23 protein-coding genes are annotated in these 23,004 nt (G+C 58.1%); 10 read left to right on the top strand and 13 right to left on the bottom strand.

The features are described 5' to 3' along the window. Positions 1-97 precede the first annotated feature (97 nt). From AC1V0D_RS15960 to ppa, 3 genes are all read left to right on the top strand, one after another. Positions 98-508: a lysozyme inhibitor LprI family protein gene (locus AC1V0D_RS15960; RefSeq protein WP_111208590.1), complete on the top strand. Its 411-nt coding sequence runs from the start codon at positions 98-100 to the stop codon at positions 506-508. Between the two features lie 59 nt (positions 509-567). After that, positions 568-1,017: a DUF441 domain-containing protein gene (locus tag AC1V0D_RS15955; protein ID WP_482907750.1), complete on the top strand. Its 450-nt coding sequence runs from the start codon at positions 568-570 to the stop codon at positions 1,015-1,017. A 100-nt stretch (positions 1,018-1,117) separates the two neighbouring features. Further along, the gene (ppa, locus tag AC1V0D_RS15950; protein WP_009087427.1) at positions 1,118-1,648 is read left to right on the top strand and encodes an inorganic diphosphatase; all 531 of its coding nucleotides are present in this window, start codon (positions 1,118-1,120) and stop codon (positions 1,646-1,648) included. A 59-nt stretch (positions 1,649-1,707) separates the two neighbouring features. On the opposite strand, the gene AC1V0D_RS15945 is transcribed toward ppa, so the two are convergent. The 3 genes from AC1V0D_RS15945 to tamA are packed head-to-tail and all read right to left on the bottom strand — an operon-like array spanning position 1,708 to position 7,567. Beyond that, positions 1,708-2,061 (bottom strand): gamma-glutamylcyclotransferase family protein, encoded by a 354-nt coding sequence (locus AC1V0D_RS15945; RefSeq protein ID WP_009087429.1) that lies wholly within the window; start codon positions 2,059-2,061, stop codon positions 1,708-1,710. Between the two features lie 2 nt (positions 2,062-2,063). Next, positions 2,064-5,831: an autotransporter assembly complex protein TamB gene (tamB, locus tag AC1V0D_RS15940; protein ID WP_482907749.1), complete on the bottom strand. Its 3,768-nt coding sequence runs from the start codon at positions 5,829-5,831 to the stop codon at positions 2,064-2,066. Next, the gene (gene tamA, locus AC1V0D_RS15935) at positions 5,828-7,567 is read right to left on the bottom strand and encodes an autotransporter assembly complex protein TamA (protein WP_046102599.1); all 1,740 of its coding nucleotides are present in this window, start codon (positions 7,565-7,567) and stop codon (positions 5,828-5,830) included. Before tamA ends, tamB begins: the two co-directional genes overlap by 4 nt. A gap of 492 nt (positions 7,568-8,059) precedes the next feature. Here tamA and paeA point away from each other — a divergent pair, with 492 nt between their 5' ends. After that, positions 8,060-9,388: a polyamine export protein PaeA gene (paeA, locus tag AC1V0D_RS15930; protein WP_009087434.1), complete on the top strand. Its 1,329-nt coding sequence runs from the start codon at positions 8,060-8,062 to the stop codon at positions 9,386-9,388. 50 nt (positions 9,389-9,438) lie between these two features. Here paeA and AC1V0D_RS15925 read toward each other — a convergent pair whose 3' ends face one another. After that, positions 9,439-9,645, bottom strand: coding sequence for a DUF1107 domain-containing protein (locus AC1V0D_RS15925; protein ID WP_003855513.1), 207 nt, complete (start codon positions 9,643-9,645; stop codon positions 9,439-9,441). Positions 9,646-9,960: 315 nt separating this feature from the next. Here AC1V0D_RS15925 and AC1V0D_RS15920 point away from each other — a divergent pair, with 315 nt between their 5' ends. Then, entirely contained in the window at positions 9,961-10,521 is a 561-nt protein-coding gene (locus AC1V0D_RS15920) for a YtfJ family protein (protein WP_058956510.1), read from the top strand. A gap of 60 nt (positions 10,522-10,581) precedes the next feature. On the opposite strand, the gene cysQ is transcribed toward AC1V0D_RS15920, so the two are convergent. Further along, positions 10,582-11,325, bottom strand: coding sequence for a 3'(2'),5'-bisphosphate nucleotidase CysQ (cysQ, locus tag AC1V0D_RS15915; protein WP_046102601.1), 744 nt, complete (start codon positions 11,323-11,325; stop codon positions 10,582-10,584). Between the two features lie 292 nt (positions 11,326-11,617). On the opposite strand from cysQ, the gene AC1V0D_RS15910 reads away from it, so the two are divergent. Next, the gene (locus AC1V0D_RS15910; RefSeq protein ID WP_482907748.1) at positions 11,618-13,561 is read left to right on the top strand and encodes a bifunctional 2',3'-cyclic-nucleotide 2'-phosphodiesterase/3'-nucleotidase; all 1,944 of its coding nucleotides are present in this window, start codon (positions 11,618-11,620) and stop codon (positions 13,559-13,561) included. A gap of 44 nt (positions 13,562-13,605) precedes the next feature. On the opposite strand, the gene bamJ is transcribed toward AC1V0D_RS15910, so the two are convergent. Beyond that, complete coding sequence (bamJ, locus tag AC1V0D_RS15905) at positions 13,606-14,226, bottom strand: BamJ family beta-barrel-assembly machinery protein (RefSeq protein ID WP_009087442.1); 621 nt, start codon at positions 14,224-14,226, stop codon at positions 13,606-13,608. Positions 14,227-14,446: 220 nt separating this feature from the next. Here bamJ and AC1V0D_RS15900 point away from each other — a divergent pair, with 220 nt between their 5' ends. Next, positions 14,447-15,118 (top strand): LysM-like peptidoglycan-binding domain-containing protein, encoded by a 672-nt coding sequence (locus AC1V0D_RS15900; RefSeq protein ID WP_150030241.1) that lies wholly within the window; start codon positions 14,447-14,449, stop codon positions 15,116-15,118. 68 nt (positions 15,119-15,186) lie between these two features. Here AC1V0D_RS15900 and rplI read toward each other — a convergent pair whose 3' ends face one another. The 4 genes from rplI to rpsF are packed head-to-tail and all read right to left on the bottom strand — an operon-like array spanning position 15,187 to position 16,627. After that, positions 15,187-15,636, bottom strand: a complete 450-nt coding sequence (rplI, locus tag AC1V0D_RS15895) for a 50S ribosomal protein L9 (RefSeq protein WP_058956512.1) — start codon at positions 15,634-15,636, stop codon at positions 15,187-15,189. Between the two features lie 39 nt (positions 15,637-15,675). Next, entirely contained in the window at positions 15,676-15,903 is a 228-nt protein-coding gene (gene rpsR, locus AC1V0D_RS15890) for a 30S ribosomal protein S18 (protein ID WP_002210155.1), read from the bottom strand. Positions 15,904-15,907: 4 nt separating this feature from the next. Next, the gene (priB, locus tag AC1V0D_RS15885; RefSeq protein ID WP_009087448.1) at positions 15,908-16,225 is read right to left on the bottom strand and encodes a primosomal replication protein N; all 318 of its coding nucleotides are present in this window, start codon (positions 16,223-16,225) and stop codon (positions 15,908-15,910) included. Between the two features lie 6 nt (positions 16,226-16,231). Continuing rightward, the gene (gene rpsF / locus AC1V0D_RS15880) at positions 16,232-16,627 is read right to left on the bottom strand and encodes a 30S ribosomal protein S6 (RefSeq protein ID WP_009087450.1); all 396 of its coding nucleotides are present in this window, start codon (positions 16,625-16,627) and stop codon (positions 16,232-16,234) included. Between the two features lie 404 nt (positions 16,628-17,031). Between rpsF and AC1V0D_RS15875 the strand changes: the two genes are divergently transcribed. Continuing rightward, positions 17,032-17,238, top strand: a complete 207-nt coding sequence (locus tag AC1V0D_RS15875) for a hypothetical protein (protein ID WP_009087452.1) — start codon at positions 17,032-17,034, stop codon at positions 17,236-17,238. 49 nt (positions 17,239-17,287) lie between these two features. Here AC1V0D_RS15875 and yjfP read toward each other — a convergent pair whose 3' ends face one another. Then, the gene (gene yjfP, locus AC1V0D_RS15870; protein ID WP_482907747.1) at positions 17,288-18,037 is read right to left on the bottom strand and encodes an esterase; all 750 of its coding nucleotides are present in this window, start codon (positions 18,035-18,037) and stop codon (positions 17,288-17,290) included. A gap of 157 nt (positions 18,038-18,194) precedes the next feature. Here yjfP and AC1V0D_RS15865 point away from each other — a divergent pair, with 157 nt between their 5' ends. Next, positions 18,195-20,126, top strand: a complete 1,932-nt coding sequence (locus AC1V0D_RS15865; protein WP_482907746.1) for a methyl-accepting chemotaxis protein — start codon at positions 18,195-18,197, stop codon at positions 20,124-20,126. A gap of 56 nt (positions 20,127-20,182) precedes the next feature. Beyond that, positions 20,183-20,509 (top strand): biofilm peroxide resistance protein BsmA, encoded by a 327-nt coding sequence (gene bsmA / locus AC1V0D_RS15860; RefSeq protein WP_009087458.1) that lies wholly within the window; start codon positions 20,183-20,185, stop codon positions 20,507-20,509. On the opposite strand, the gene AC1V0D_RS15855 is transcribed toward bsmA, so the two are convergent. Both AC1V0D_RS15855 and rlmB read right to left on the bottom strand, forming a co-directional pair. Further along, positions 20,483-22,111, bottom strand: a complete 1,629-nt coding sequence (locus AC1V0D_RS15855) for an isovaleryl-CoA dehydrogenase (protein WP_482907745.1) — start codon at positions 22,109-22,111, stop codon at positions 20,483-20,485. The genes bsmA and AC1V0D_RS15855 overlap by 27 nt on opposite strands. A 95-nt stretch (positions 22,112-22,206) precedes the next feature. After that, positions 22,207-22,941: a 23S rRNA (guanosine(2251)-2'-O)-methyltransferase RlmB gene (rlmB, locus tag AC1V0D_RS15850; RefSeq protein ID WP_009087460.1), complete on the bottom strand. Its 735-nt coding sequence runs from the start codon at positions 22,939-22,941 to the stop codon at positions 22,207-22,209. Positions 22,942-23,004 lie beyond the last annotated feature (63 nt).

Below are 23,004 nucleotides of genomic sequence, written 5' to 3'. Positions count from 1 at the left end.
GACCGAAACTTTAACCCTGATTGAGTGTTAACAGCTTGATCATCACGGAAACATCAATCAAGCTAATCGCCGCTTACCCCCGACCCGGAGAAACACGATGAAAGCAGGCCTGTTTCTGACGCTGCTGCTGACCAGCACGGTGACGATAGCGGGGGATCTGCCGTCAGATGCCTCGCTCGACCGCTGCCTAAATAACGCCCGGACCACGCTGGACATGAACCAGTGTTACGCTGCCGCCACTCAGGCCTGGGATCAGGCGATGAATAAGGAGTACGGCAGGCTGATGAAAACCCTCAACGGCGAACCCCGGGATAAACTGCGTGCTGCTCAGCGCGCCTGGCTGAGCTATCGGGACAGCTGGCTTGAGGCGGGCTACAGCCAGCTCAGTTCACAGGGCTCTCTGGGCAGCGTGGCGCTGAGCGCCCAGCGTCTGAGCCTGGTGCGCAATCAGGCGCAGATGCTGCAGGCGATGGCAAGGGGCAGTTGCGCTAACCCCGACGACTGTTGATCTGATCCGATTTTGCGCTGGCTGAGGCTGGCGCGTTCACTGACCTTCAGGGAGAAACCATGGCCGCTTACGCTTCAACGCTTATTCTGATTGGCCTCGCCGTGCTGAGCTATTTCGTGCACAACAACGCGGTCACCCTGTCGATTATGGTGCTGCTGGCAATCAAAGTAACCCCGCTGGCACAGTTCTTTCCCTACGTGGAAAAACAGGGCATTACCTTAGGCATCATTATCCTGACGGTGGCCGTGATGGCCCCGCTGGCCAGCGGCTCTCTGCCGGCCGCTGCGCTGATCAAATCCTTTACCAGCTGGAAGTCGATTGTGGCTATCCTGGTGGGCATTTTTGTTGCCTGGCTCGGCGGTCGTGGCGTCAGTTTTATGAGCGTTCAGCCGTCGGTTATCGGGGGCCTGCTGATTGGTACGGTGATTGGCGTGGCGTTCTTCCGTGGCGTGCCGGTAGGGCCACTGATAGCCGCAGGAATCGTTTCGCTGTTTGTGTCGGCGAAGTAGCCTTAGGGCGCATTCCGAAACGCCAAAAAGAGGGCATACTTTCAGAGTCAGTTGGCTATAATAGCCGACACTCAACATACGACTACTGAAGGAATACCCGATGAGTTTGAACCAGGTGCCAGCAGGTAAAGACCTGCCAGAAGATATCTACGTTGTCATTGAGATCCCAGCGAATGCTGATCCGATCAAATATGAAGTTGATAAAGAGTCTGGTGCCCTGTTTGTAGACCGTTTCATGTCTACCGCGATGTTCTATCCGTGCAACTACGGCTATATCAACCACACCCTCTCTCTGGATGGTGACCCGGTTGACGTACTGGTTCCGACCCCGTACCCACTGGTACCGGGCTCCGTGATCCGCTGCCGTCCGGTTGGCGTACTGAAAATGACCGACGAGTCTGGCGAAGATGCCAAACTGGTTGCCGTGCCGCACACCAAACTCTCTAAAGAGTACGATCACATCAAAGATGTGAACGACCTGCCAGAGCTGCTGCGTGCGCAGATCACCCACTTCTTTGAGCACTACAAAGATCTGGAAAAAGGCAAATGGGTGAAAGTGGATGGCTGGGACAACGCCGAAGCCGCGAAAGCCGAAATCATCTCCTCTTTCGAGCGCGCACAGAAGAAATAAGCCTGCTGCCCGTTTGTGAGTCGAAAAAAAAACACCGTCCATCAGGACGGTGTTTTTGTTCAGGCCTCTGGCTCCGCATCGCGCTTCAGCCAGTCGCCGCTCGTAATGCGCTGGCGTCCTGCCACTGAGCGTTGATAGACATAAAGCCATGCACTGCCAAACGGCGTCTGAGTCAGAAAACGTTTGTACTCTCCCCCTTTGGTGCGAAGCGCATCCAGCTCCGCAAGGGTTGAGGCATCAATGCGGTACACTTCACACTGTACCGCGCCGTTGCCCTCAATAACGCCGGGATAATGGCCCAGACTGTAAAGCTCAAAGCCTTCAATCTGGTGATCACCCAGCCACTGCGCATTCGTCATCCAGTGACTGTTTCCCTGTTTGCGCCGTAAACTGCCGTAGACAATTATTCGCATTGCTAAAACTCAAACTGATAGAGCAAATCGAGAGCCTGATCCACACCGGACACGGCTTCCAGATAGAGTTTGGGCATCAGGCGGTAACGCAAGGTTAACGTCGCCAGTGAATCAAATATGCCAACACCGTATTTTACCTGCAGACCCGGCAGTACATAGCCGCTGACCTGCACCTGCTGGCTGTCGCCAACACCCGCAGTATCAAGAGCCAGATTACTGACACCGAAAGTCTCCCCGATTTTACCCACAACCTGCCCACTTTGTGCAACCCCTAAGCCCACAAGCGCAGAAGTGAGGGCATTACTGTCGCCATCTTTGCCGAGTCCCTGACCGCGCAGCAGGTAAGAAAGCGCCTCCTGCTGCGACATCGCCGGGTCAGAGAAGACTTCCGCTTTCGGCTCATCTGCCAGGCCGGTGACGCGCAGACCCGCGGTGACGCCATCTTCGGTGGCATCCGGGTTACGAATCGCCTCCAGGTTGATGTAGGGCTGATCCGGCGGGCCGGCGAACTGCAGTTCACCTTTACGCACGATCAGATCCTGACCGTAAGCGTGGAAGCGGCCGGACGGGATGTTGATCTGACCGTTCAAGCCGAGGCCCGACCGATCCTGCACCAGCTTCAGGTCGCCATTCAGTCGCGCTTTCAGACCAAAGGCGGAGAGGCGCACATCGTTGCCGACATGGATCACCAGATTACTGTTGATCGGAATCGCCGCGGTCTGTGGAGCAATCGGCTTCAGCTGTTTATCCAGCATCACCTCATCCGACGAAACGCCCGTGGCGCTCTCCGGCACTTCCTGCACCGTGATGCGCGCCCACGGAATATCGACCCGTCCATCGAGGTTAAAGGCGGCAGGCGTCGCTTCAAAGACCAGATCCGGCGAGACATCCATGCGCACCATCGGCGGCACCGTGACGCGAACCCGGCTGCCCTGCGCGGCGACGCGGGCGCGCCAGTTGTCGAGCTGGCTCCAGTCCGCATTACCGCTGAGGTTGATGTTGCCCTGGCTGGTCTGCACCAGCCCGTTCAGGGTGGAGCTCATGCCATTGAACACCAGGTTGAGGCTAGCGGCCGTGAGGTCAACCGGCATAAAGTTGCCATCCACATCCACCCCGGTCAGGCCAAGCTGGCCATAGACCTGCGGCTGCTGCACGCTGCCGCCAAGACGCAGGCTGCTGTTGAGGCTGCCTTTGATCTTCTCGCCCTGCATCAGCGCCGGGTTGAGCATCGCCAGTGAGACGTTGCGGATGTTGACGTTACCGCCCAGCGTGCGGCGGCTTTGCGGATCGTCGATCTGCACGTTGCCATCCAGCTGCCCGTTACCGGCAATGCGGATCAGCCAGTCGAGCTGCGCGCGACCGTTTCGCAGTGCGGCATTGAGGTTCAGCGTATCAAAGGCGATCGGCAGGTTATTGCCCTGCACATCCTGCACCACCTTCACGCCGTTACCTTTCAGCGCGACCGTTCCGGTCGGCAGCGCCCCGTCAGCCGTCCAGTTGACGCGCACGTCGCCGCTGAACAGGCCGCTAAGCTGGGTGGCATCCGGCATAAAGGGTTTCACCATCGCCAGGTCAAAGCGGTTCAGCACCACATGGGCATGCCCCTCCGGGCCCGCTTCAACCGGTTCCGGTACGCAGAGGCGGGCATTGGGGTTCTGCCAGCAGTGCGGTCCGATGGTCGCCGTCTGACGGCTGTTGAGATAGTCGATGGCCATCGCACGGGTCAGTCGCCATTCGCCTACCGGCGTATCGAAGTGGGTGTCGTTCAGCGACCCTCGCCAGCGCTGCGTCTGGCGATCAAAGCTGCCGTTGAGCGCCAGCTGGCCGGAGACCGGTTTGCCCTGCACGTTGAGTTTCAGCTGATGCTGCTGCTCATTGCCGTCAGCATTCAGGGTCAGCAGGCTGATGTTCAGCGCATCCTGCTGCAGCTGTTCGACACGCAGCTGCAGTTTGCCCGCCACCTGTTCGTCAGAGCGCACGTCGCCCTTGAGCGTAACGCGATTAATCCGCATCTGCTGCCAGCGCAGGCCCCGGCCATTGAGATCGGCCAGCAGCTGCGGTGCCTTCAGGGTGCCGCGCGCTTTGATGGCCCCGTTGACGACGCCGCCCAGACCGGGAAGCGCATTGTCGAGCTGCGGCGCATTGATGCTGGCATCCAGATCCAGACGGTCGCCCAGCGACCCTTTGACATCCAGCTGGTTGCGTCCCAGTGCCAGCTTAATGCCCGGCACCGTCCACTGGTTGTAGCTGTTGCCGGTCAGGGAGCCATCTGCGGTGACGGCGTTCTGTTTCACATTCCCTTTCAGCTGCAGCTGCGGCACGCTCAGCTGCCAGCTGCCGCCATAGAGACTGCCGCGGGTGGTGATTTTGCCATCCAGTCGCGCCGGCCAGTCGGGATACTGTTTAGCCGTATTAATCCCCGCCAGCGTCAGTTCGCTGCGCCAGCTGATCGCCTTGCTCCAGTCCACCAGCGCGGTAAGGTCGATGTTGCCCTGCAGCGCAGCCACGCGCAGGCGATCGAGACTGAACTGCTCAACGTTGCCTTTACCGGTCAGCGAGACGGTCGCCGGTGGCACCGACTCCCCCTTCACGGCGGTCTGCAGTGACATCACATAGTCGGTGGCTTTGCCTTTGAACTGATAGTCCAGATTATCGGCCTGATAGGCGACCGGGCCTGTCAGCGGCCAGCGCAGTTTCGGGCTGGTTAGCTGCAGCGACAGCGGCAGCCCCGCCACCGCCAGCTGGGTCGCGGCGTTGAGCTGCGCATCCACCGGGCCGGAGAGGTTCAGCGCCAGCTTCAGCTCGTCACGCATCGCGCCGTTAAGTTTCAGCGCAATCTTTTCGCCTTTGACCGGGTCGGTGTTGACCGTGCCGTTCAGGGCAAAATCGACCGGCCAGTTATCGGCCAGCGTCGCCTGCCCGCTGCCTCTGAGATTGCCGAGGTCAGAGTCAACCTCCAGCGTGGTCAGCTGCATCTGCCGGTCGGCAGTTTTCGCTTTCATTAGCAGGCGGCTGACCGAAATATCGGTGTCGCCGGTGACGCGCAGCTGTTCTCCCAGGATCTGCTGAATGTCGATATCCAGCGGCAGACGGAAATCGGGCAGCGCAGGCAGCAGCGGTTGTGCAAACATCGCCTGCAGCGTTTCACCCAGCGGTTTCTCAGCCGGATGCGGCTGCTGAACTTTCGGCTCCACCACCTGTTCGTTCACGACTTTGGCTGCTTTCGGCAGCGCAATCAGCAGGCTTTGAATATGAGTAGGATTGAGCGTCAGCGCACGATCCTGCCACTGCAGACCGGTGGTAAAGTCGAGCAGCGAAATCGCGGTGTCATCCACTTTGACATTGATATTGTGCAGGCCAAGATGGCGCAGCGTAATCGGATAGGGCGTGCTGAGGTTGGTCGTGCCGCTCTCCTCTTCCGGCGCTGGCGCGGCAGGCGTCATCTTTTTACTGTCGACCACCACGCTGATATCACGCAGGGAGACATCATTCACGCAGACCGACGAATGCAGCAGGCAGTTAAGGTTCACCGCCAGATGGATCTGCCCGGCATCCACACTGACGCCAGGCATTTCGTAACGCAGACCGCTCAGGGTCAGGTTACGCCAGCCGCCCTCGACCTGTTTGATTGACAGGCCCGGTACCCAGCGCGACGCGCCATTCAGCACCAGATGCAGCCCCGGCGTGGTGCCGATTAAAAATGCCACCCCACCCAGCAGCAGCACCAGAAAGATCAGGATGCCGATGAGGACCTTTTTCCACAGCTTCATAGTTCTGGCCCCAGTCCTATATAAAATTGCAGTCCATGTGCATCGTCATCCCCGATAGGTCTGGCGATGTCTAATTTGATAGGACCCACCGGTGACGACCAGCGCACGCCGACGCCCGCACCGGTTTTCACGTTACTCTGTTTGATGTCGTTGACCGCTTCACCGGAGTCGACAAATACCGCTCCCCACCATTTGCCGCTGACGTTGTACTGATACTCCAGCGAGCCGGTGGCCAGTTTTGACGCACCGGTGAGTTTGCCATCCTCATCACGCGGTGAGATGTTCTTATATTTGTAGCCACGAATACTGCGGTCACCACCGGCAAAGAAGCGCAGATCCGGCGGGACTTTTTCAAAGTCGTTGGTTTCAATCCAGCCAAGATTGCCGCGCGCCACAAAGCGGTGGCTGTCGCCGAGGGTACGGATCCAGACGTTCTGCGCCTGCAGAATCAGGAAGTCAACGTCTGAACCCCAGGTGGTATCGGAGACGTCCGCTGAGTAGCGCTGAGAGTCGCCCCAGGTCGGCATCAGGCCGCCACGCGAGCGGGTGCGGTTTACGCTGACGCCGGGATAGAGCAGCATGGTGGTATTAGTCACGCTGCCCTGAGTAAAGTGATCCAGGCTCCAGCGCAGGTTGACCGCTTTCTGCCAGCCGCTGCTGCTGTCCCAGTTGCGCGACATCGCCAGCGTCGTGGTGTCGGCTTTGGTGTCATTGAGGTCGGTGCGCTTCAGGCCGCCGGAGAAGGTGTAGTACTGCTCCAGCGGGCTTTTCAGCAGGGGCACTTTGTAGCTGAGATCGACCTGCTGTTCCGGCGCGGAAATGTAGGCGCTGGCCGCCAGGCTGTGGCCTCTGTCGTTAACCCACGGCTTTTTCCAGGTGCCTTTCAGGCGCGGGCCGACGTCGGTGGAGTAGCCGACCCCGGTTTCGATGGTGTTTTCGGTGCGCGGCGACATCACGGCATTCAGCGGCAGCACTTTTGTTTTCCGGCCTTTGCTGAACTCCGGTGCAACGACCACGGAGTTAAACCAGCCGGTGGCGGAGAGGCGACGGTTCAGTTCAGCCAGATCGCGCGAGCTGTAGTAGTCGCCCTTTTCAAACGGCACCAGGTTCTGCAGGTACGCTTCGCGAATCTGCGAGCCCTGAAACGTCACGTCGCCAAAACGGTAACGCTCGCCGCTGTCGTAGTCGATATCCCAGAACGCTTCATGCCGCTCGACCGACACCCCCAGCTGGCTTTTTTTAAAGGTGCCATCGAAGTAGCCGTTGCGCAGCGCGAGATTCGAGAAGCCGCTTTTAAAGCGATCGTACTGCCCGTGGTTAAGCTGCGTGCCGACTTTGGGACGCCCCTGGGCTATCCACTCTTTGTAGTCGGCATCATTGCGGGCATCCCCTTCCAGCACGATGGTGCTGCCGCCGATTTTAACCGGCGGACCCGGTTTCACGTGCGCGATCAGCACTGGCCGTCCCCCCTGCGCGGGAGCAGGACGGGATTCAAAGTCGATCTCAGGTTCGTAGTAACCCAGCGCGCGCAGGCCTTCTTTTATCGCGACAGAAACGCGGGCACGAAAGCGACCATCATTGGAGACTTCATCGCTGCCAATGGTGGAGAGGCGTGCTCTGACATTTCGCTGCAGATCCCCGGTTAAGCCGTCTACCTGTAATCGCACAGTCGCCGCCTCAAGGGCAGGCGCAGCAAGCAGCAGGCCAGCCATGCAATAAATATGAAATCGTGGCACCTGTACTCCTGTTAATCATGCCGGCCCCTTTTCCGCGGGGCGCTTATTAATCATCTTTGCCCGCACTACCGCAACGGCAACACCCCTATCATAGCCGCACTTTATGCCAAATGGCGGCGTAGCAGTAACATCTAAGTCAAATATCCGGGCTATTGTCGGTAAATGAGGAGATCGATACAACTCCTGCGACGGGGATTGATCCCGCCTGATGGAGTCACTCAGAGAAATCTGAGCGGGCTACTGACCGCCCTGACCGTGAATGCCGCCGGAACCGGCGGTTTGCCCTCTGGCGGGCTGATAAGCGCTCCTGCTATAATCTGCAGCCACAGGCATCCCGCCTGTTTTCATTTCTGCCCCGGCAGCGTTCAGCCTGTCGAACTGGCGCAGACATTTTTGGCACGGATAGCCCTGTTTAACGAGTAACCGCCCCGTTCGCGCTTGCTCACGCTGCCCAGGCCAAAAATGACAAGTGGATAACCCTTTGGATCACTTATGTTAGATAGCTTACTTGTCATTCTTTTACTGATCGTCGTCAGTGCTTTTTTCTCTCTGTCGGAGATCTCGCTGGCAGCCGCCCGCAAGATCAAACTGAAACTGCTCGCCGATGAAGGCAACGTTAACGCGCAGCGCGTCCTGAAAATGCAGGAAACGCCGGGTATGTTTTTTACCGTCGTCCAGATTGGCCTTAACGCCGTCGCCATCCTCGGCGGTATCGTCGGTGACGCTGCCTTTTCACCGGTCTTCAGCGGCCTCTTCAGCCGCTTCGTCCCGCCGGAACTGGCCGAGCAGCTCAGCTTTATCTGCTCCTTCACCATCGTGACCAGCCTGTTTATCCTGTTCGCCGACTTAACCCCAAAGCGGGTTGGAATGGTCGCCCCCGAAACCATCGCGCTGCGCATCATCAATCCGATGCGTTTCTGCCTGCTGGTGATGCGTCCGCTGGTCTGGCTGTTTAACGGTCTGGCTAACGTCTTCTTCCGCCTCTTCAAGCTGCCAATGGTGCGTAAAGATGACATCACCTCCGATGATATCTACGCGGTGGTGGAAGCCGGTGCGCTGGCGGGCGTGCTGCGTAAGCAGGAGCATGAGCTGATTGAAAACGTGTTTGAGCTGGAGTCGCGAACCGTTCCCTCTTCCATGACCTCGCGTGAGAACATCGTCTGGTTTGATCTGCATGAAGATGAGGCCAGCCTCAAGAGCAAAATCGCCGAACATCCGCACTCCAAGTTTTTAGTCTGCAGCGGGGATATCGACCATATCGTCGGCTATGTCGACTCCAAAGAGCTGCTGCTGCGCGTGCTGGGCAATCAGAGTATGGCGCTGAACAGTGGCCTGCAGATTCGTTCTGCGCTGATTGTGCCGGATACGCTGACCCTCTCTGAAGCGCTGGAAAGTTTCAAAACCGCCGGTGAAGATTTTGCGGTAATCATGAACGAATATGCGCTGGTGGTGGGCATCATTACCCTGAACGACGTGATGACCACGCTGATGGGAGATCTGGTCGGTCAGGGCATGGAAGAGCAGATCGTCGCGCGTGATGAGAACTCGTGGCTGGTTGAAGGCGGCACGCCGATTGATGACGTGATGCGCGTGCTGGACATCGACGATTTCCCGCAGTCAGGCAACTACGAAACCATCGGCGGCTTTATGATGTATATGCTGCGTAAGATCCCGAAGCGAACCGACTTTGTGAAGTTTGCCGGCTACAAGTTCGAGGTGGTGGATATTGACAGCTACCGCATCGACCAGCTGCTGGTCACCCGCATCGATGAACGACCGCCGGTGCTGAGCATGACAAAAAGCGAAGACGAGCAGGGATAGCGAAGGGTCTGGCTTATAAAACACTCAGGGCGCCATCGGCGCCCTTTTGATTAGTTGAACTCAAGCTTGAGACGAACGACCTGGCGGTTAATTTCTGACATCACGCTCAGGTGCTGTTTGTCTTTGACGCGCGGGATTAACACTTTCCCTTTATCGAACTCGAACGCGCCAACGTCCTTGATATACAACCTTCCTTTGAACAGCGTTTTGACATATTTCGCTATTTGCAGCGGATTATAGCGCTGGAAGATTTTCATACTGACTGACTCCTGTACATTTTTAAAGCACGCTTCGCCGTTTCCAAAGTAGGTACCAGCCCATGAAGCGCGAATTCGCGATAACTATAGAACACCGAACACTACTGGTGTTCCGAAAAATGAATTTTTTTACTGAGTTGACACATCATTACAGAACAGTCTGTTATGACTCTCATATGACACAGTATAAACCTTCGTTGGTTAAGGAATTGTGGCGGGCATAACAAACCTGACACCTTTCCACGACAGGCGCATCATCCCTGCTTACTATTGCAGTAAAATGACTGACTGGTCTGATCACTTAAGGAAAGTGCGATGCGAAATATTCTGGCAGCCGTGGCGCTGTCATTACTCATACCGGCGGGCGTCATGGCCCACGACCTCAGGCTCGATTCCCGCGTGCCCGCCACGGGCGTTAACGACAAAGGCGAGCTGATACTGCAGCAGGAGAAGTTTAGCTATAAAAACTGGAATAGCGCGCAGCTGAGTGGAAAAGTTCGCGTGATTCAGCACATTGCCGGGCGCTCCTCCGCCAAAGAGATGAACGCCGCGCTGATAGAGGCGATTAAGGCCGCGAAGCTGCCGCATGACCGCTATCAGACCACTACCATCGTTAACACCGATGATGCGATCCCCGGCACCGGCATGTTTGTGCGCAGCAGCATTGAAACCAATAAGCAGCAGTATCCCTGGTCGCAGTTTATCGTCGACAGCAAGGGCAATGTGCAGCACGCCTGGCAGCTGCAGCCGGGCAGCTCTGCCATCGTCGTGCTGGATAGACAGGGTACGGTGAAATTTGTGAAGGATGGCCCGCTGACGCAGGATGAAGTGACAGACGTGATTGCTCTGGTCACCTCACTGCTGAAGGCGGAATAGCAGACGCCCCGGCGGGCGCGAAGCTCGCCGGGGCGTCAGAAGACAGACGCTCAGCCCGCGTTAAAACAGCGACACGCGGAAGCCGGGGTTCAGGAAAGATTCGCGCGGCGCGTAATCCAGGGTTTTACCCTGCCAGTCATGCACATGCGCGCCTGCGGCCATCGCCACCGCATGACCTGCACCGGTGTCCCAGATATTGGTGGGTCCGAAACGGGGATAGAGCTGAGCTTTCCCCTCCGCTACCAGGCAGAATTTCAGTGAGGAGCCGGTTGCAACGGTCTGATGCTCGCCCAGCTGCTTCAGGTACTCTTTCATCTCCTCATCGTCGCCATGGGAACGGCTCACCACCACCAGCGGAGGTCGTGCGTCACGCACATGAATCTGTTCACGATGACCGCCCTCCTCTTTCCACGCCTTCCCCTCCGCCGCAGAGTACATCACACCCAGCGCGGGGGCATAAACCACGCCCAGAATCGGCTTGCCCGCCTCAATCAGCGCAATGTTGACCGTAAATTCGCCGTTGCGTTTGATGAACTCTTTGGTGCCATCCAGGGGATCGACCAGCCAGTAGCGCTGCCAGTGCTGACGCTCTGTCCAGGCGGGCGGATCTTCTTCTGACAGCACCGGCAGATCGGGGGTTAACTGCTTCAGGCCAGAGAGGATGACCTCGTGCGCAGCGATATCCGCGGCGGTCACCGGCGAATCATCCGATTTGTGAGAAACGTCAAGCGGCGCGGCACCGTTATAGACCTGCATAATCGCGTCGCCTGCTTCGCGTGCCAGTTGGCAGATTTGCTCTAACATTTTTCACCTCGTTGTGTCTTTCTGCTGCAGGATCAGCTTTCCGTCAGACAGTGACATTTTAGCAGTTTCGCCTGACCTGCCCATTTACAGGCTGACCAGCGCGCCAATTTATAGATATATCAATATCATAGTTACCCGTTTATCGCCACGCCTGCGCCACTTTGCGCGCCCGCCGGAATCCGGTGCCGCCTCCGATGCGCCAAAACGTTATATCCATCACGATTTAAAATGACCCACCGGCAGGCTTTTACATTATTTTGAGATCCCCAATTATTTTGCAGCAGGAGCAGGCATGTTTAAGCCCGGCATAGTCTTACTGGCACTTGGCGTTTCCGCCGCCGCACAGGCCGCAACGGTCGATCTACGCATACTGGAAACCACCGATCTTCATAGCAACATGATGGATTTCGACTACTACAAAGACACCCCAACCGAAAAGTTTGGCCTGGTGCGCACCGCCACGCTGATTCACGCCGCGCGTCAGGAGGTGAAAAACAGCCTGCTGGTCGACAACGGCGATATCATTCAGGGCAGTCCGCTGGGCGACTACATGGCGGCAAAGGGATTGCGTGAGGGGGAGATCCACCCGGTCTACAAGGCGCTCAACACCCTGGATTACAGCGTCGGCAACCTCGGCAATCATGAATTTAATTATGGCCTGCCCTACCTGAAGAAAGCGCTGGCCGGTGCCCGCTTTCCCTACGTCAATGCCAACGTCATTGACGTGAAGAGTGGCAAGCCGCTGTTTACGCCTTACCTCATCAAATCCACCACGCTGGTTGATCGTGAAGGCAAAACCCGGACCCTGAAGATTGGCTATATCGGCTTTGTGCCGCCGCAGATCATGGTGTGGGATAAAGCCAATCTGCAGGGCAAGGTGCGGGTCGATGACATCACGGAAACGGCGCGCCGCTATGTGCCGGAGATGCGTGCGCAGGGCGCGGATCTGGTCATCGCGATTCCGCACTCCGGTCTGAGCAGCGAGCCGTATCACACCCTGGCGGAGAACTCGGTTTACTATCTCAGTCAGGTTGAAGGCATCAACGCCATCCTGTTTGGCCATGCCCACGCCGTCTTCCCCGGTAAAGATTTTGCCGCGATTAAAGGCGCAGACATTAAGAACGGCACCCTGAACGGTGTGCCTGCGGTGATGCCCGGCATGTGGGGCGATCACCTGGGCGTGGTCGACCTGGTGCTGAACAATGACAACGGCAAGTGGCAGGTCACGAGCGGCAAAGCTGAGGCACGCCCGATCTATGACATCGCAGCGAAAAAGTCTCTCGCCGCAGAAGATCCCGCGCTGGTGAAGGTCCTGGCTGAGGATCACCGCGCCACGCGCGACTTTGTGGCGAAACCTATCGGCAAGTCCGCCGACGTGATGTACAGCTACCTGTCGCTGGTACAGGACGATCCCACCGTGCAGATCGTCAACAACGCCCAGCGCGCCTATGTCGAGCACTTCATTCAGGGCGATCCCGATCTGGGCCGTCTGCCGGTACTCTCAGCGGCGGCGCCTTTCAAGGCGGGCGGGCGTAAAAACGATCCGGCCAGCTATGTCGAAGTGGAGAAAGGGCCGCTGACCTTCCGCAACGCCGCCGATCTTTATCTCTACCCCAACACGCTGGTGGTCATGAAGGTCAGCGGGGCGCAGGTTAAAGAGTGGCTGGAGTGCTCTGCAGGCCAGTTTAACCAGATCGATCCGCACAGTACGAAAACACAGTCGCTGATTAACTGGGATTTCCGCACCTATAACTTCGATGTGATCGACGGGGTCACCTATCAGATCGATGTGACCCAGCCAGCGCGCTACGACAGCGAGTGCCAGCTGATCCATCCTGATGCCTCCCGTATCCGTCAGCTGAGCTGGCAGGGTAAGCCGATCGACCCGCAGGTGACCTTCCTGGTGGCGACGAACAACTATCGTGCTTATGGCGGCAAATTTGCCGGCACCGGCGATAAGTATGTCGCCTTTGCCTCGCCGGATGAGAACCGTTCGGTGGTGGCAGCCTATATCAGTGCAGAGACTAAGGCGCACGGGGAAGTCCAGCCACAAGCGGACAATAACTGGCGGCTGGCCCCGATTAACGCATCCACACCGCTGGACATCCGGTTTGAGACGGCACCGGGGGAGAAAGCGACCGGGTTTATTAAGCAGCATGCGCAATATCCGCTTCAGCCCAAAGGGACCGATGCGACTGGCTTCGCGTTGTGGCAGGTGAATTTACAGCAGAAGTAAGGCAGGAGAAAACGCTGCAACCGGGCGGTTGCAGCGTCCGGCAATTACAGAATTTCCAGCAGTTCCACTTCGAAAATCAGGGTGCTGAACGGTGGGATGGAGGCACCCGCACCGCGCTCGCCATACGCGAGGTTCTGTGGGATCACCAGTTCCCATTTTGAGCCAACCGGCATCAGGGTCAGGGCTTCAATCCAGCCTGGGATCACACCGCTCACCGGGAACTCTGCCGGTTCGCCACGCGCCACCGAACTGTCGAACACGCTGCCGTCGATCAGTTTGCCGGTGTAGTGCACGCGTACGCGATCCTGACGCGATGGGATAGGACCTTCGCCCTGAGTAATCACGCTGAACTGCAGACCGGATTCGGTGCTGTTCACGCCTTCACGCTGCGCATGTTCCTGCAGGAACGCCTGACCTTCTGCTGCCATGGCTTCGGTGCGCTCACGACGCACGCCTTCAGCGCGTTCATGAACTTCACGCAGTGCGCGATGAACGACATCAACCGGTACGGCAGGCGAGTTCCCTTCCAGCGCGTCGCGCAGGCCCGCGAGCAGTGCTTCTGGCTGCAGCCCCTGCAGACCAGATTCCAGCAACTGCTGGCCAACCTGTAAACCAATACCGTAACTTGCTTGTGCTTCGACGCTGTCGAAAGAAGGGGTAGTCATCTTCGTTCCTTTCACTCTCGGATAAATTCGAACCGGCAGCATAGCAGCGCAGGCCGCTGGCGTAAAATGCCCTGCATCGCAGATGACTTTTCCCGGCGAAAGAGAAACAATAGAGCCGTCAGATTTATCAATGCTGGCAGGCACTTCGCGCCAGTATTGCCCATACTATAACTATCGACGGAATACCCCCCGTCTGTGGCACACGAAGAAGAGAGCAACTATGGGCCAGATCGCCCCACGACGCCGCCGGACGCGCGCAACACATATGATATCCCGGCTGCAGACCTGGCTGGCCGCACGCAGGCCAGCGCAGCCTGCCGGAGAGGAGGAACCCCGCATGGCTTCTGAGACGTCATCCCGCCTGCCGACATGGCTTCAGCGAATCTGGCATTTTACCGACGACATCCGCTGGATGGCACCGCTGCCCGCACCGCACCGTCGCGGCATTGTGGCGGCGCTGCTGGTTATGCTGGTGGCGTTTCTCTGGCCTGCCACGACGCCGCGTTATCCGGTCGAGCAGCCGGTTACGCCTTCCGCAGAGAAAGAGGTGCCGATGCAGGCCGATATCTACGATAACACCCGCTCCGGGCAGGCCTCCTCATCACAGCAGACGCCAAAAGCAGACTCTCAGGGCGCGTGGCGCAGTCTGACCATCGCGTCCGGCCAGACGCTGGCGCAGCTGTTTCGTGACAACAGCCTGCCGGTCAATGATGTGTTTGCGATGGCGCGGGTGGAAGGCAACGATCAGCCCCTCAGCTCACTTAAAAGTGGTCAGCAGGTCAAAATCCGACAGGATGCACAGGGTGTGGTAACGGGACTGACGGTGGAGGGCGCAGAGGGCCCGGTGCTGTTTACCCGTCAGACAGACGGCAGCTTTATCCGCGCGCAGTAGCTGAGCAAGGCATAAAAACAAAAACGCCGGCACAGGGCCGGCGATTTTGTTGTGCTCAGTTAATAAAATTAACCAGCAACAACCTTCACGGTCAGTTTAGCGAATACATCGCTGTGGACCTGGAAGTCTACTTCATGCTCACCGGTAGTACGCAGAACGCCGTTCGGCAGACGAACTTCGCTCTTCGCTACGTCAACGCCAGCTGCAGTAACTGCATCAGCGATGTCGCGGGTACCGATTGAACCGAACAGCTTACCTTCATCGCCTGCTTTAGACGTGATGGTCACGGTGCCCAGTGCATTGATTTTCTCAGCGCGTGCAGTCGCTGCAGACTGAACGTCAGCCAGTTTGGCTTCCAGTTCAGCACGGCGTGCTTCGAAATACTCAACGTTTTTCTTGGTAGCAGGAACAGCTTTGCCCTGTGGAACCAGGAAGTTACGAGCGTAGCCCGCTTTAACGTTAACCTGATCACCCAGGCTGCCCAGGTTTGCTACTTTATCAAGCAGAATAACTTGCATTACCTTATCCTCTTAAAGTCGTTAATGGACAGTTGCCGATTACTGATGACGATCAGTGTACGGCAGCAGAGACAGATAACGCGCGCGCTTGATGCAGCGAGCCAACTGACGCTGGTATTTTGCACGAGTACCGGTGATACGGCTCGGGACAATTTTACCGCTTTCGGTAATGTAGTTTTTCAACGTTGCGATGTCTTTGTAATCGATCTCAACAACGCCTTCCGCGGTGAAACGGCAGAACTTGCGACGACGGAAATAACGTGCCATTAGGCTAGTCTCCAGAATCTATCAATTCAATCTGCTCGGCATGGAACACCACTTTGCTCTGGCCATTGCGTGCCTGATGGCAACTAATGAAACCGTCCAGTGTGAGTTGCGTGCCGACCGTTATATGTTGAGTAATCACCTGATGGGTGCTGCCGCTGATAATCACCGGCATACGACACCAGGCTTGCCGGTGAAACCCGGCCTCCTCCTGCACTGAGCGGTGCTCTAGCACAAACTGACAGTGAGGAATTCCTGACGGGCTAATTTTTCGAACCGGCGTCCTGCACACAGTGCCGGACAAGCGCAGTCGATTAACCGTCACGATGGATTACTCTTCAGAATCCCCAGCATCTGACTCATCAGCGGATTCGTTAGCAAAATCTTCGCGACGATCACGACGCTCATCTTTCGCTTTAACCATCGGTGATGCTTCAGTTACCGCGTGTTTAACGCGCATAACCATGCTACGGATAACGGCGTCGTTGAAGCGGAAGTTCGTTTCCAGCTCATCGATCGCTTCCTGCGGCGCTTCAACGTTCATCAGAACGTAGTGAGCTTTGTGCAGTTTGTTGATCGGGTAAGCCAGCTGACGGCGGCCCCAGTCTTCCAGACGGTGAATCGTGCCCTGTGCACCAGTGATAGCACCAGTGTAACGCTCGATCATGCCAGGAACCTGTTCGCTCTGGTCAGGATGAACCATAAATACGATTTCGTAATGACGCATCGAAATTGCTCCTTACGGATTATTCAGCCTCCTGTCGGGGTCAGCCGCGGCCCATGGAAGCAAGGAACGTTATAGGCTGTGTCCCACAACCGTTCGCCGTAACGAGCCTTTGTGGGACACAGCCTGAGAATGCGGCTGAAAAATTGACGCGTAATCATACTGGCGACCGTGGCTAAACTCAAGCGCACATTTCAATAAAATGCGGCTGGGGACGCAGAGTCGGTGGGTCAGGAAGGGAACAGTGTAAAAACAGCGGGTTAACGCGGGATCGTTCAAAAACGCTGACAGAGAGGTTCAGCGGGACGATCTGGCGTTCGCAGCGGCAGTGGCTAAAATTAAAGCAGACGTCACGACAGGGTCGCTGGCGTCACACAGAGTGTCTTCCCTGAAGTGAGGAGTCGGGCATGAAAACGTTCGTCATCGCCACTTTCCTGGGTCTCTTCCTGTCTCCACCCGCCCTTGCCAGCCATGCTGACTGTGCGCAGCAGATAAGAAGTCACAGCAGCGAAGCGGCATCCGGTTATGTCTACGTTAACCGGCTGGACAGGCCGGAACGAAACCCGGTCAGCGCACCTGTCAGTCCTGCTGAGAAATCGGCTGCGCGCTGGTAAGTACCGGTCGCGTCACGGGCGGCGGCATCCTGCTCCGCCCGTTCATCGTTTACAGCTGATGACGAAAGAAGCTGACCAGCGCCGTCAGGGCGGAGGGGGTGATCTTATGCCCAATCCCCTTTTCCGACAGCGACGTCAGATGCTGATCCAGGCCATTGTCACGCAGGGCCCTCTCCAGCCGCTCGGTTTCCGCCCAGGGCACCACCTCATCCGCCTCACCATGCCACAGCAGCAGCGGCCGGTCTGCCAGTGCCGTGAGCCGGTTGCAGGGGTCATACTCCGCCAGAGGCGCCATACGGGCAGCAAATTTTTCCTGCCGGTCGGGTGTATCGGGGAGCCGCGGCGGAAACAGTGAGTGACTGAGCTGCATAAAATAGCCCGATCCCATCATGCAGGCGACGCTGTGAATCTGTGGATAGCGCGCCATGGCCCCCAGGGCGGTCATGCCGCCCATTGAGGCTCCCGCCACCGCAAAACGCGAACCGGCAATCAGATTTTCATTTCGCAGCGCCGCTTCCAGCTGCGGCAGCTCATCAATGTTCTGCTTCAGGATCTCCCAGAAGCGGTCCAGGCGTGTCCCGGCATCACCGTCATAGCGCGCGCCATGTCGCGCCGCATCGGGCATCACCGCGCGAAAACCTGCCTGCGCCAGCGCCACCGCAAAGTAGGCGTAGACCTCTTTCGACGAGGTAAAGCCGTGATAAAACAGCACCGTGGGCAGCGGTGCCTGGCGCTGTCCGGCAGGCGTGGCGTGCAGGCATTCAATACCAGCCAGCGTTTCTGTCGTGAGTTCGATCATCGTCTCTCCTGATGGGGTGAAAGCGTGCCGCTTCAGTGTACGTGCTGTAATGATTTAACGAAACGTGCCGCTGCGCTTAGCGGCCGGATTTCGCCCTAAACTTTTCCCCCTCCCTGCCGTTGTTGGTGTACCCCCATAACTTGTTCAAAGGTAATTTATGACGCGTCTCTCTCTCAGCGGCCTGAGTCTTGGAGTTAAGCTGTCTGTACTGACGTCTCTCAGCGTTGCGCTGCTGTTGCTGGTACTCACCCTGACTCAAAGCCACAACGCCTCACGCCAGCTGGAAAATCTCGCCATCGATGACATGCACAATCAGGTGCAGGGCATTAATGAAATGGCCTCCATGTTCAACGCCACCCTCACCGAAGAGGTGAGCCACTATACCAATCTGTTTATCAGCTTTTTACCCAGGCGCTTCAGCCTTGATGACAGCGCCAGAATTCAGGTGGGCGCATTTTCAACGCCCGTGCTGCGCGCCGGATTAAAAACGCTGAACCTCGATCAGGTCGCCGTCGACGATTTCACTGACCGCACCGCGGCGGTGGCGACGATTTTTGTGCGCGATGGCGATGATTTTATCCGCATCTCCACCTCGCTGAAAAAGGAGGATGGCAGTCGGGCTATCGGCACTCAGCTTGATCGCACCGGCGCCGCCTGGAAAAGCGTTCACGAAGGCAGGGCATATCAGGGCCTGGCCACGCTGTTCGGCCACCGCTATATCACGCAGTACCAGCCGGTAAAGGATGAGAGTGGCAGGGTCGTTGCCATCCTCTTCGTCGGCGTTGGCATTGACAAGCAGTATGCGCTGATGCGCGAAAAAATCCTGGCTCGCCGGCTGGGTGACAGCGGTCATTTCTTTGTGCTCAACGGCACGCCCGGTAAGACGCAGGGCAACTATCTGTTTGACCAGCACAACGAAGGAAAACAGCCCGGCTGGGATAGCGCCATCCTGCAGCCGCTATTGACGCAGCCACAGGGCATGCAGCAGGTGGAAATTGAGGGTGAGCAGAAAATCCTGGCCTGGCAGCAGCTGCCGGGCTGGAACTGGGTGATCACCGGCGAAGTTAACCGTGCCAGCCTGCTGGCTCCGATTACCCACAGCCGTAACCTGTTCCTGATGACCGGACTGATTCTGGTGGTGATCTTTGCGCTGGGGTTTGTCTGGTACAGCCGCCGGGCCATTACCCATCCGCTGCAGCAGGTGATCCATCTGGCGGAGCAGTATGCCGCCGGTAATCTGCAGGTCAACCTGAAGACCACCCGCTCTGATGAGGTGGGCCAGCTGATCGTGGCAATTAACGGTATTGGAAACGGTCTGGAAAAAATCGTCAGCCAGGTGCGCGTTGCCGCACAGGAGATCAGTGACGGTACGGATACCATTGCCGTCAGCAGCCATAACATCAGCGAGCAGATTGGACGTCAGGCCAGCAGCGTCGAGCAGACCTCCGCCAGCATGGAGCAGTTTGGCGCAACGGTGGAACACACCGCCGACAGCCTGCGTCAGGCGATGTCCCTGGTGGCGGAAGCCAGCGGAATCGTCAGCCACGGCAGCCAGACGGTGGAGCGCTCGGTGAACACCATGTCAGCGATTAAAGTGTCGTCACAAAGCATTGCGGACATTACCCATGTGATTGAGTCGATTGCCTTCCAGACCAACATCCTGGCGCTGAATGCCGCCGTTGAAGCAGCGCGAGCCGGTGAGCAGGGCCGCGGTTTTGCCGTGGTCGCGGCAGAAGTGCGGGCACTGGCACAGCGGTCGGCGCAGGCGGCCAAAGAGATCGATGGGCTGATTGCCACCTCCATCGGCAACGTGGCAGAGGGACATCAGCTCTCTGAACAGACGCGTGATGCGATGACTGACATTGTGACGCACATCGAGCAGGTGCAGGCGCTGATGGGCGAGATCAACGTAGCGGCGCAGCAGCAGGCGGCGGGCATTGGTCAGGTTAATCTGGCGATGAATCAGATCAGTCAGGCGACCCATCAGAACAGCGAGCTGGTGGCGCAGGCGGAAAACAGTGCGCAGACGCTGAGTGATAAAGGTCATCATCTCACCCAACTGGTCAGCGTATTCAGCCTTAAAGCCTGACCGCCTTCAGGACGATGACATACACTTACTGTCTCGTCCTGAAAAAGGGTTTTGCTATGCGTTCCGCTTACTTACTGATCCTGAGCCTGCTTCTGGCAGGCTGTTCCGCCCTTCAGACAACGCCAGAAGCGCCGCCTGCTCCAACGCAGCAGGCACAGGAGATTTCACGGTCGCAGAGTGGCGGCTTACCGAAGCTGGGTAATATCACCGTGAATGTGCATGGCTCGCCGGATGACGCCCAGCGGGCGGTGGCCGCCCGGGCCAATCAGGCCGGAGCGGTTTACTATCAGATCGTGGCGCTGAGTGAAACGGTGATGCCTGGCTTGTGGTACGCCAGTGCGATTCTTTATGGTGCGTCACCGGCCACAGGCGCGGGCCAGTAAACGATCGGTCACTGCGGCTTCCAGCGGGCGTGAACCGCGCGGGTCGAGCCACTGCTGGCACCAGGCATCGGCCAGCGGCGGTTCGGCATATTTCAGCAGTTGAGCGCCCGTCGCCAGCAGCAGCAGCGTGCGGGTGACCTCGCGCGCCTGCTCTTCAGGGATGCGGCTGAGTCTCAGCCGCAGCTGACGCCAGCGCGCATCAAAATGCCGGTTACTTCCTTTTACCGCCTCAAACTCCTGATTCAGCATCTCAGTCACCTCCGCCTGGCGGGCGAGCACGCGCAGGACGTCCAGACACATCACGTTGCCCGACCCCTCCCAGATACTGTTGACCGGCATGTCACGATAGAGACGCGGCAGCTCACTCGCTTCGCAGTAGCCAATCCCGCCCAGCACCTCCATCGACTCCGCTACAAACGGCGCGCCCGCTTTGCAGATCTGATACTTAGCGGCCGGGGTAAATAAGCGGGCAAAGGTGACCTCATGCGGTTTTGCCGGCTGGGACCAGGCGCGCGCCAGGCGCATCAGCAGCGCAGTCTGCCCCTCCAGCTGCAGCGCCTGCTGAGCCAGCACCTGCCGCATCAGCGGCAGATCCACAAGGTTTTTCCCCTGCACCTGACGCTGGTGAGCATGCCAGAGTGCCACCGAGAAGGCCCGCCGCATCTGCCCGTGACTGCCGAGTGCGCAGTCGAAGCGCGTCATCCCGGCCATCTTCAGGATCAGCCGCACCCCTTCACCCTCTTCTCCCAGCAGCCAGCCCGTCGCCTCGCGAAACTCCACTTCGCAACTGGCGTTCGAGCGATTGCCCAGCTTCTCTTTAAGCCGTTCAAGCTGAATGGCATTGCGGGTGCCGTCGGGCAGCAGTCGCGGCAGGAAGAAGCAGCTTAATCCGGCGGGCGTCTGCGCCAGCACCAGATGCGCATCACTCTGCGGCACGGAGAAGAACCATTTATGGCCGGTCAGCCGCCAGGCTTCGCCGGGGCCGCGCGCCTCAAGCGGTTCTGCAAAGGTGGTGCTGGTAAGCAGATCGCTGCCCCCCTGCTTCTCTGTCATTCCCATGCCGATCAGCAGGCCGCGTTTCTGGTCGCCAGGCTGCGCATGGGTATCGTAGCGGTCGCTGAGCAGCGGATCGAGCCAGCCCTCAAATGCGGCGGGCAGACAGGTCTGCAGCAGCGGAATGGCAGCATGTGTCATGGTCATCGGGCAGAGCGTGCCCGCTTCAACCTGTGCATGCAGGATAAAGCGCGCGGCGCGCGCCACGCTCGCCTGTTCCCGAACCGCAGGCTGCCAGCTGAGGTTGTGCAGGCGGCTGGCGCAGACGCCCTGCATCAGCAGGTGCCAGGCGGGGTGAAAACGGACCTCATCCAGCCGCACGCCACGGGCGTCATAGCGCTGCAGCTCAGGGGGTTCAGTATTGGCAAGCCGGCCAAGCTCCAGCGACTCGGCCCCGCCGAGCTGTGAGCCAACGGAGGTCAGCCATTCCCGATCCCATCCGGCCCCCTCACGGGAAAGGGCTTCGCTGAGCGGCGTATCGGAAAGAAACAGATTACTGTTGCTGAGAGGATGGGGCTGATTAAAAACGGTGTGTGTTGTCCAGGTCATAACCACTCCTCGCGGATGTCACTCCGTAAGTATGCGAAGGACGCAGGGTTATGCCTGGTACAGAAACTAATTTGTGGCGAGGATCACATCGGGGATCAGGCGTTGCGCTGGCGCACCGCTTCAAACAGGCAGACGCCGGTGGCCACCGAGACGTTGAGCGACGAAACGCTGCCGGCCATCGGAATGCTGATCAGCTCATCGCAATGTTCACGGGTCAGGCGACGCATGCCCTCACCCTCTGCGCCCATCACCAGCGCCATCGGGCCAGTCATTTTGCTCTGGAAGACGGTATGGTCAGCTTCACCTGCGGTGCCGACAACCCAGATGTTGTACTCCTGCAGCAGACGCAGCGTACGCGCCAGGTTGGTGACGCGGATCAACGGCACATTTTCTGCCGCGCCGCTGGCCACTTTTTTGGCGGTGGCGTTCAGAGGGGCGGAACGATCTTTCGGCACGATAATCGCGTGCACACCGGCCGCATCCGCGCTGCGCAGACAGGCGCCCAGATTGTGCGGGTCGGTGACGCCATCCAGCACCAGCAGGAACGGCTTATCCAGGCTCTGCAGCAGATCCGGCAGATCGCCCTCCTGATACTGACGGCCGGGTTTTACCCGTGCCACGATGCCCTGATGCACCCCGCCTTCGACCTGACTGTCGAGCCATTTACGCTCCGCCAGCTGAATAACGATCCCCTGAGCTTCCAGCGCGGCGACCACGGGTTGCAGGCGACGATCGTCGCGGCCTTTGAGGATAAAGACTTCCTGAAAACGTTGTGGAGCACGTTCCAGCAGCGCCTGCACGGCATGGATACCAAAAATAATTTCGCTCATCAATCTGCTCAGTGGTTGGAAATGAAAAGAATAACCGCCCTTTCTCCGGAGAGAAAAGGCGGT

The sequence above is a fragment of the Pantoea sp. PA1 genome, assembly GCF_056856975.1.
The sequence above is the reverse complement of the archived record's forward strand: the minus strand, read 5'-3'. Positions and strand labels throughout refer to the sequence as shown.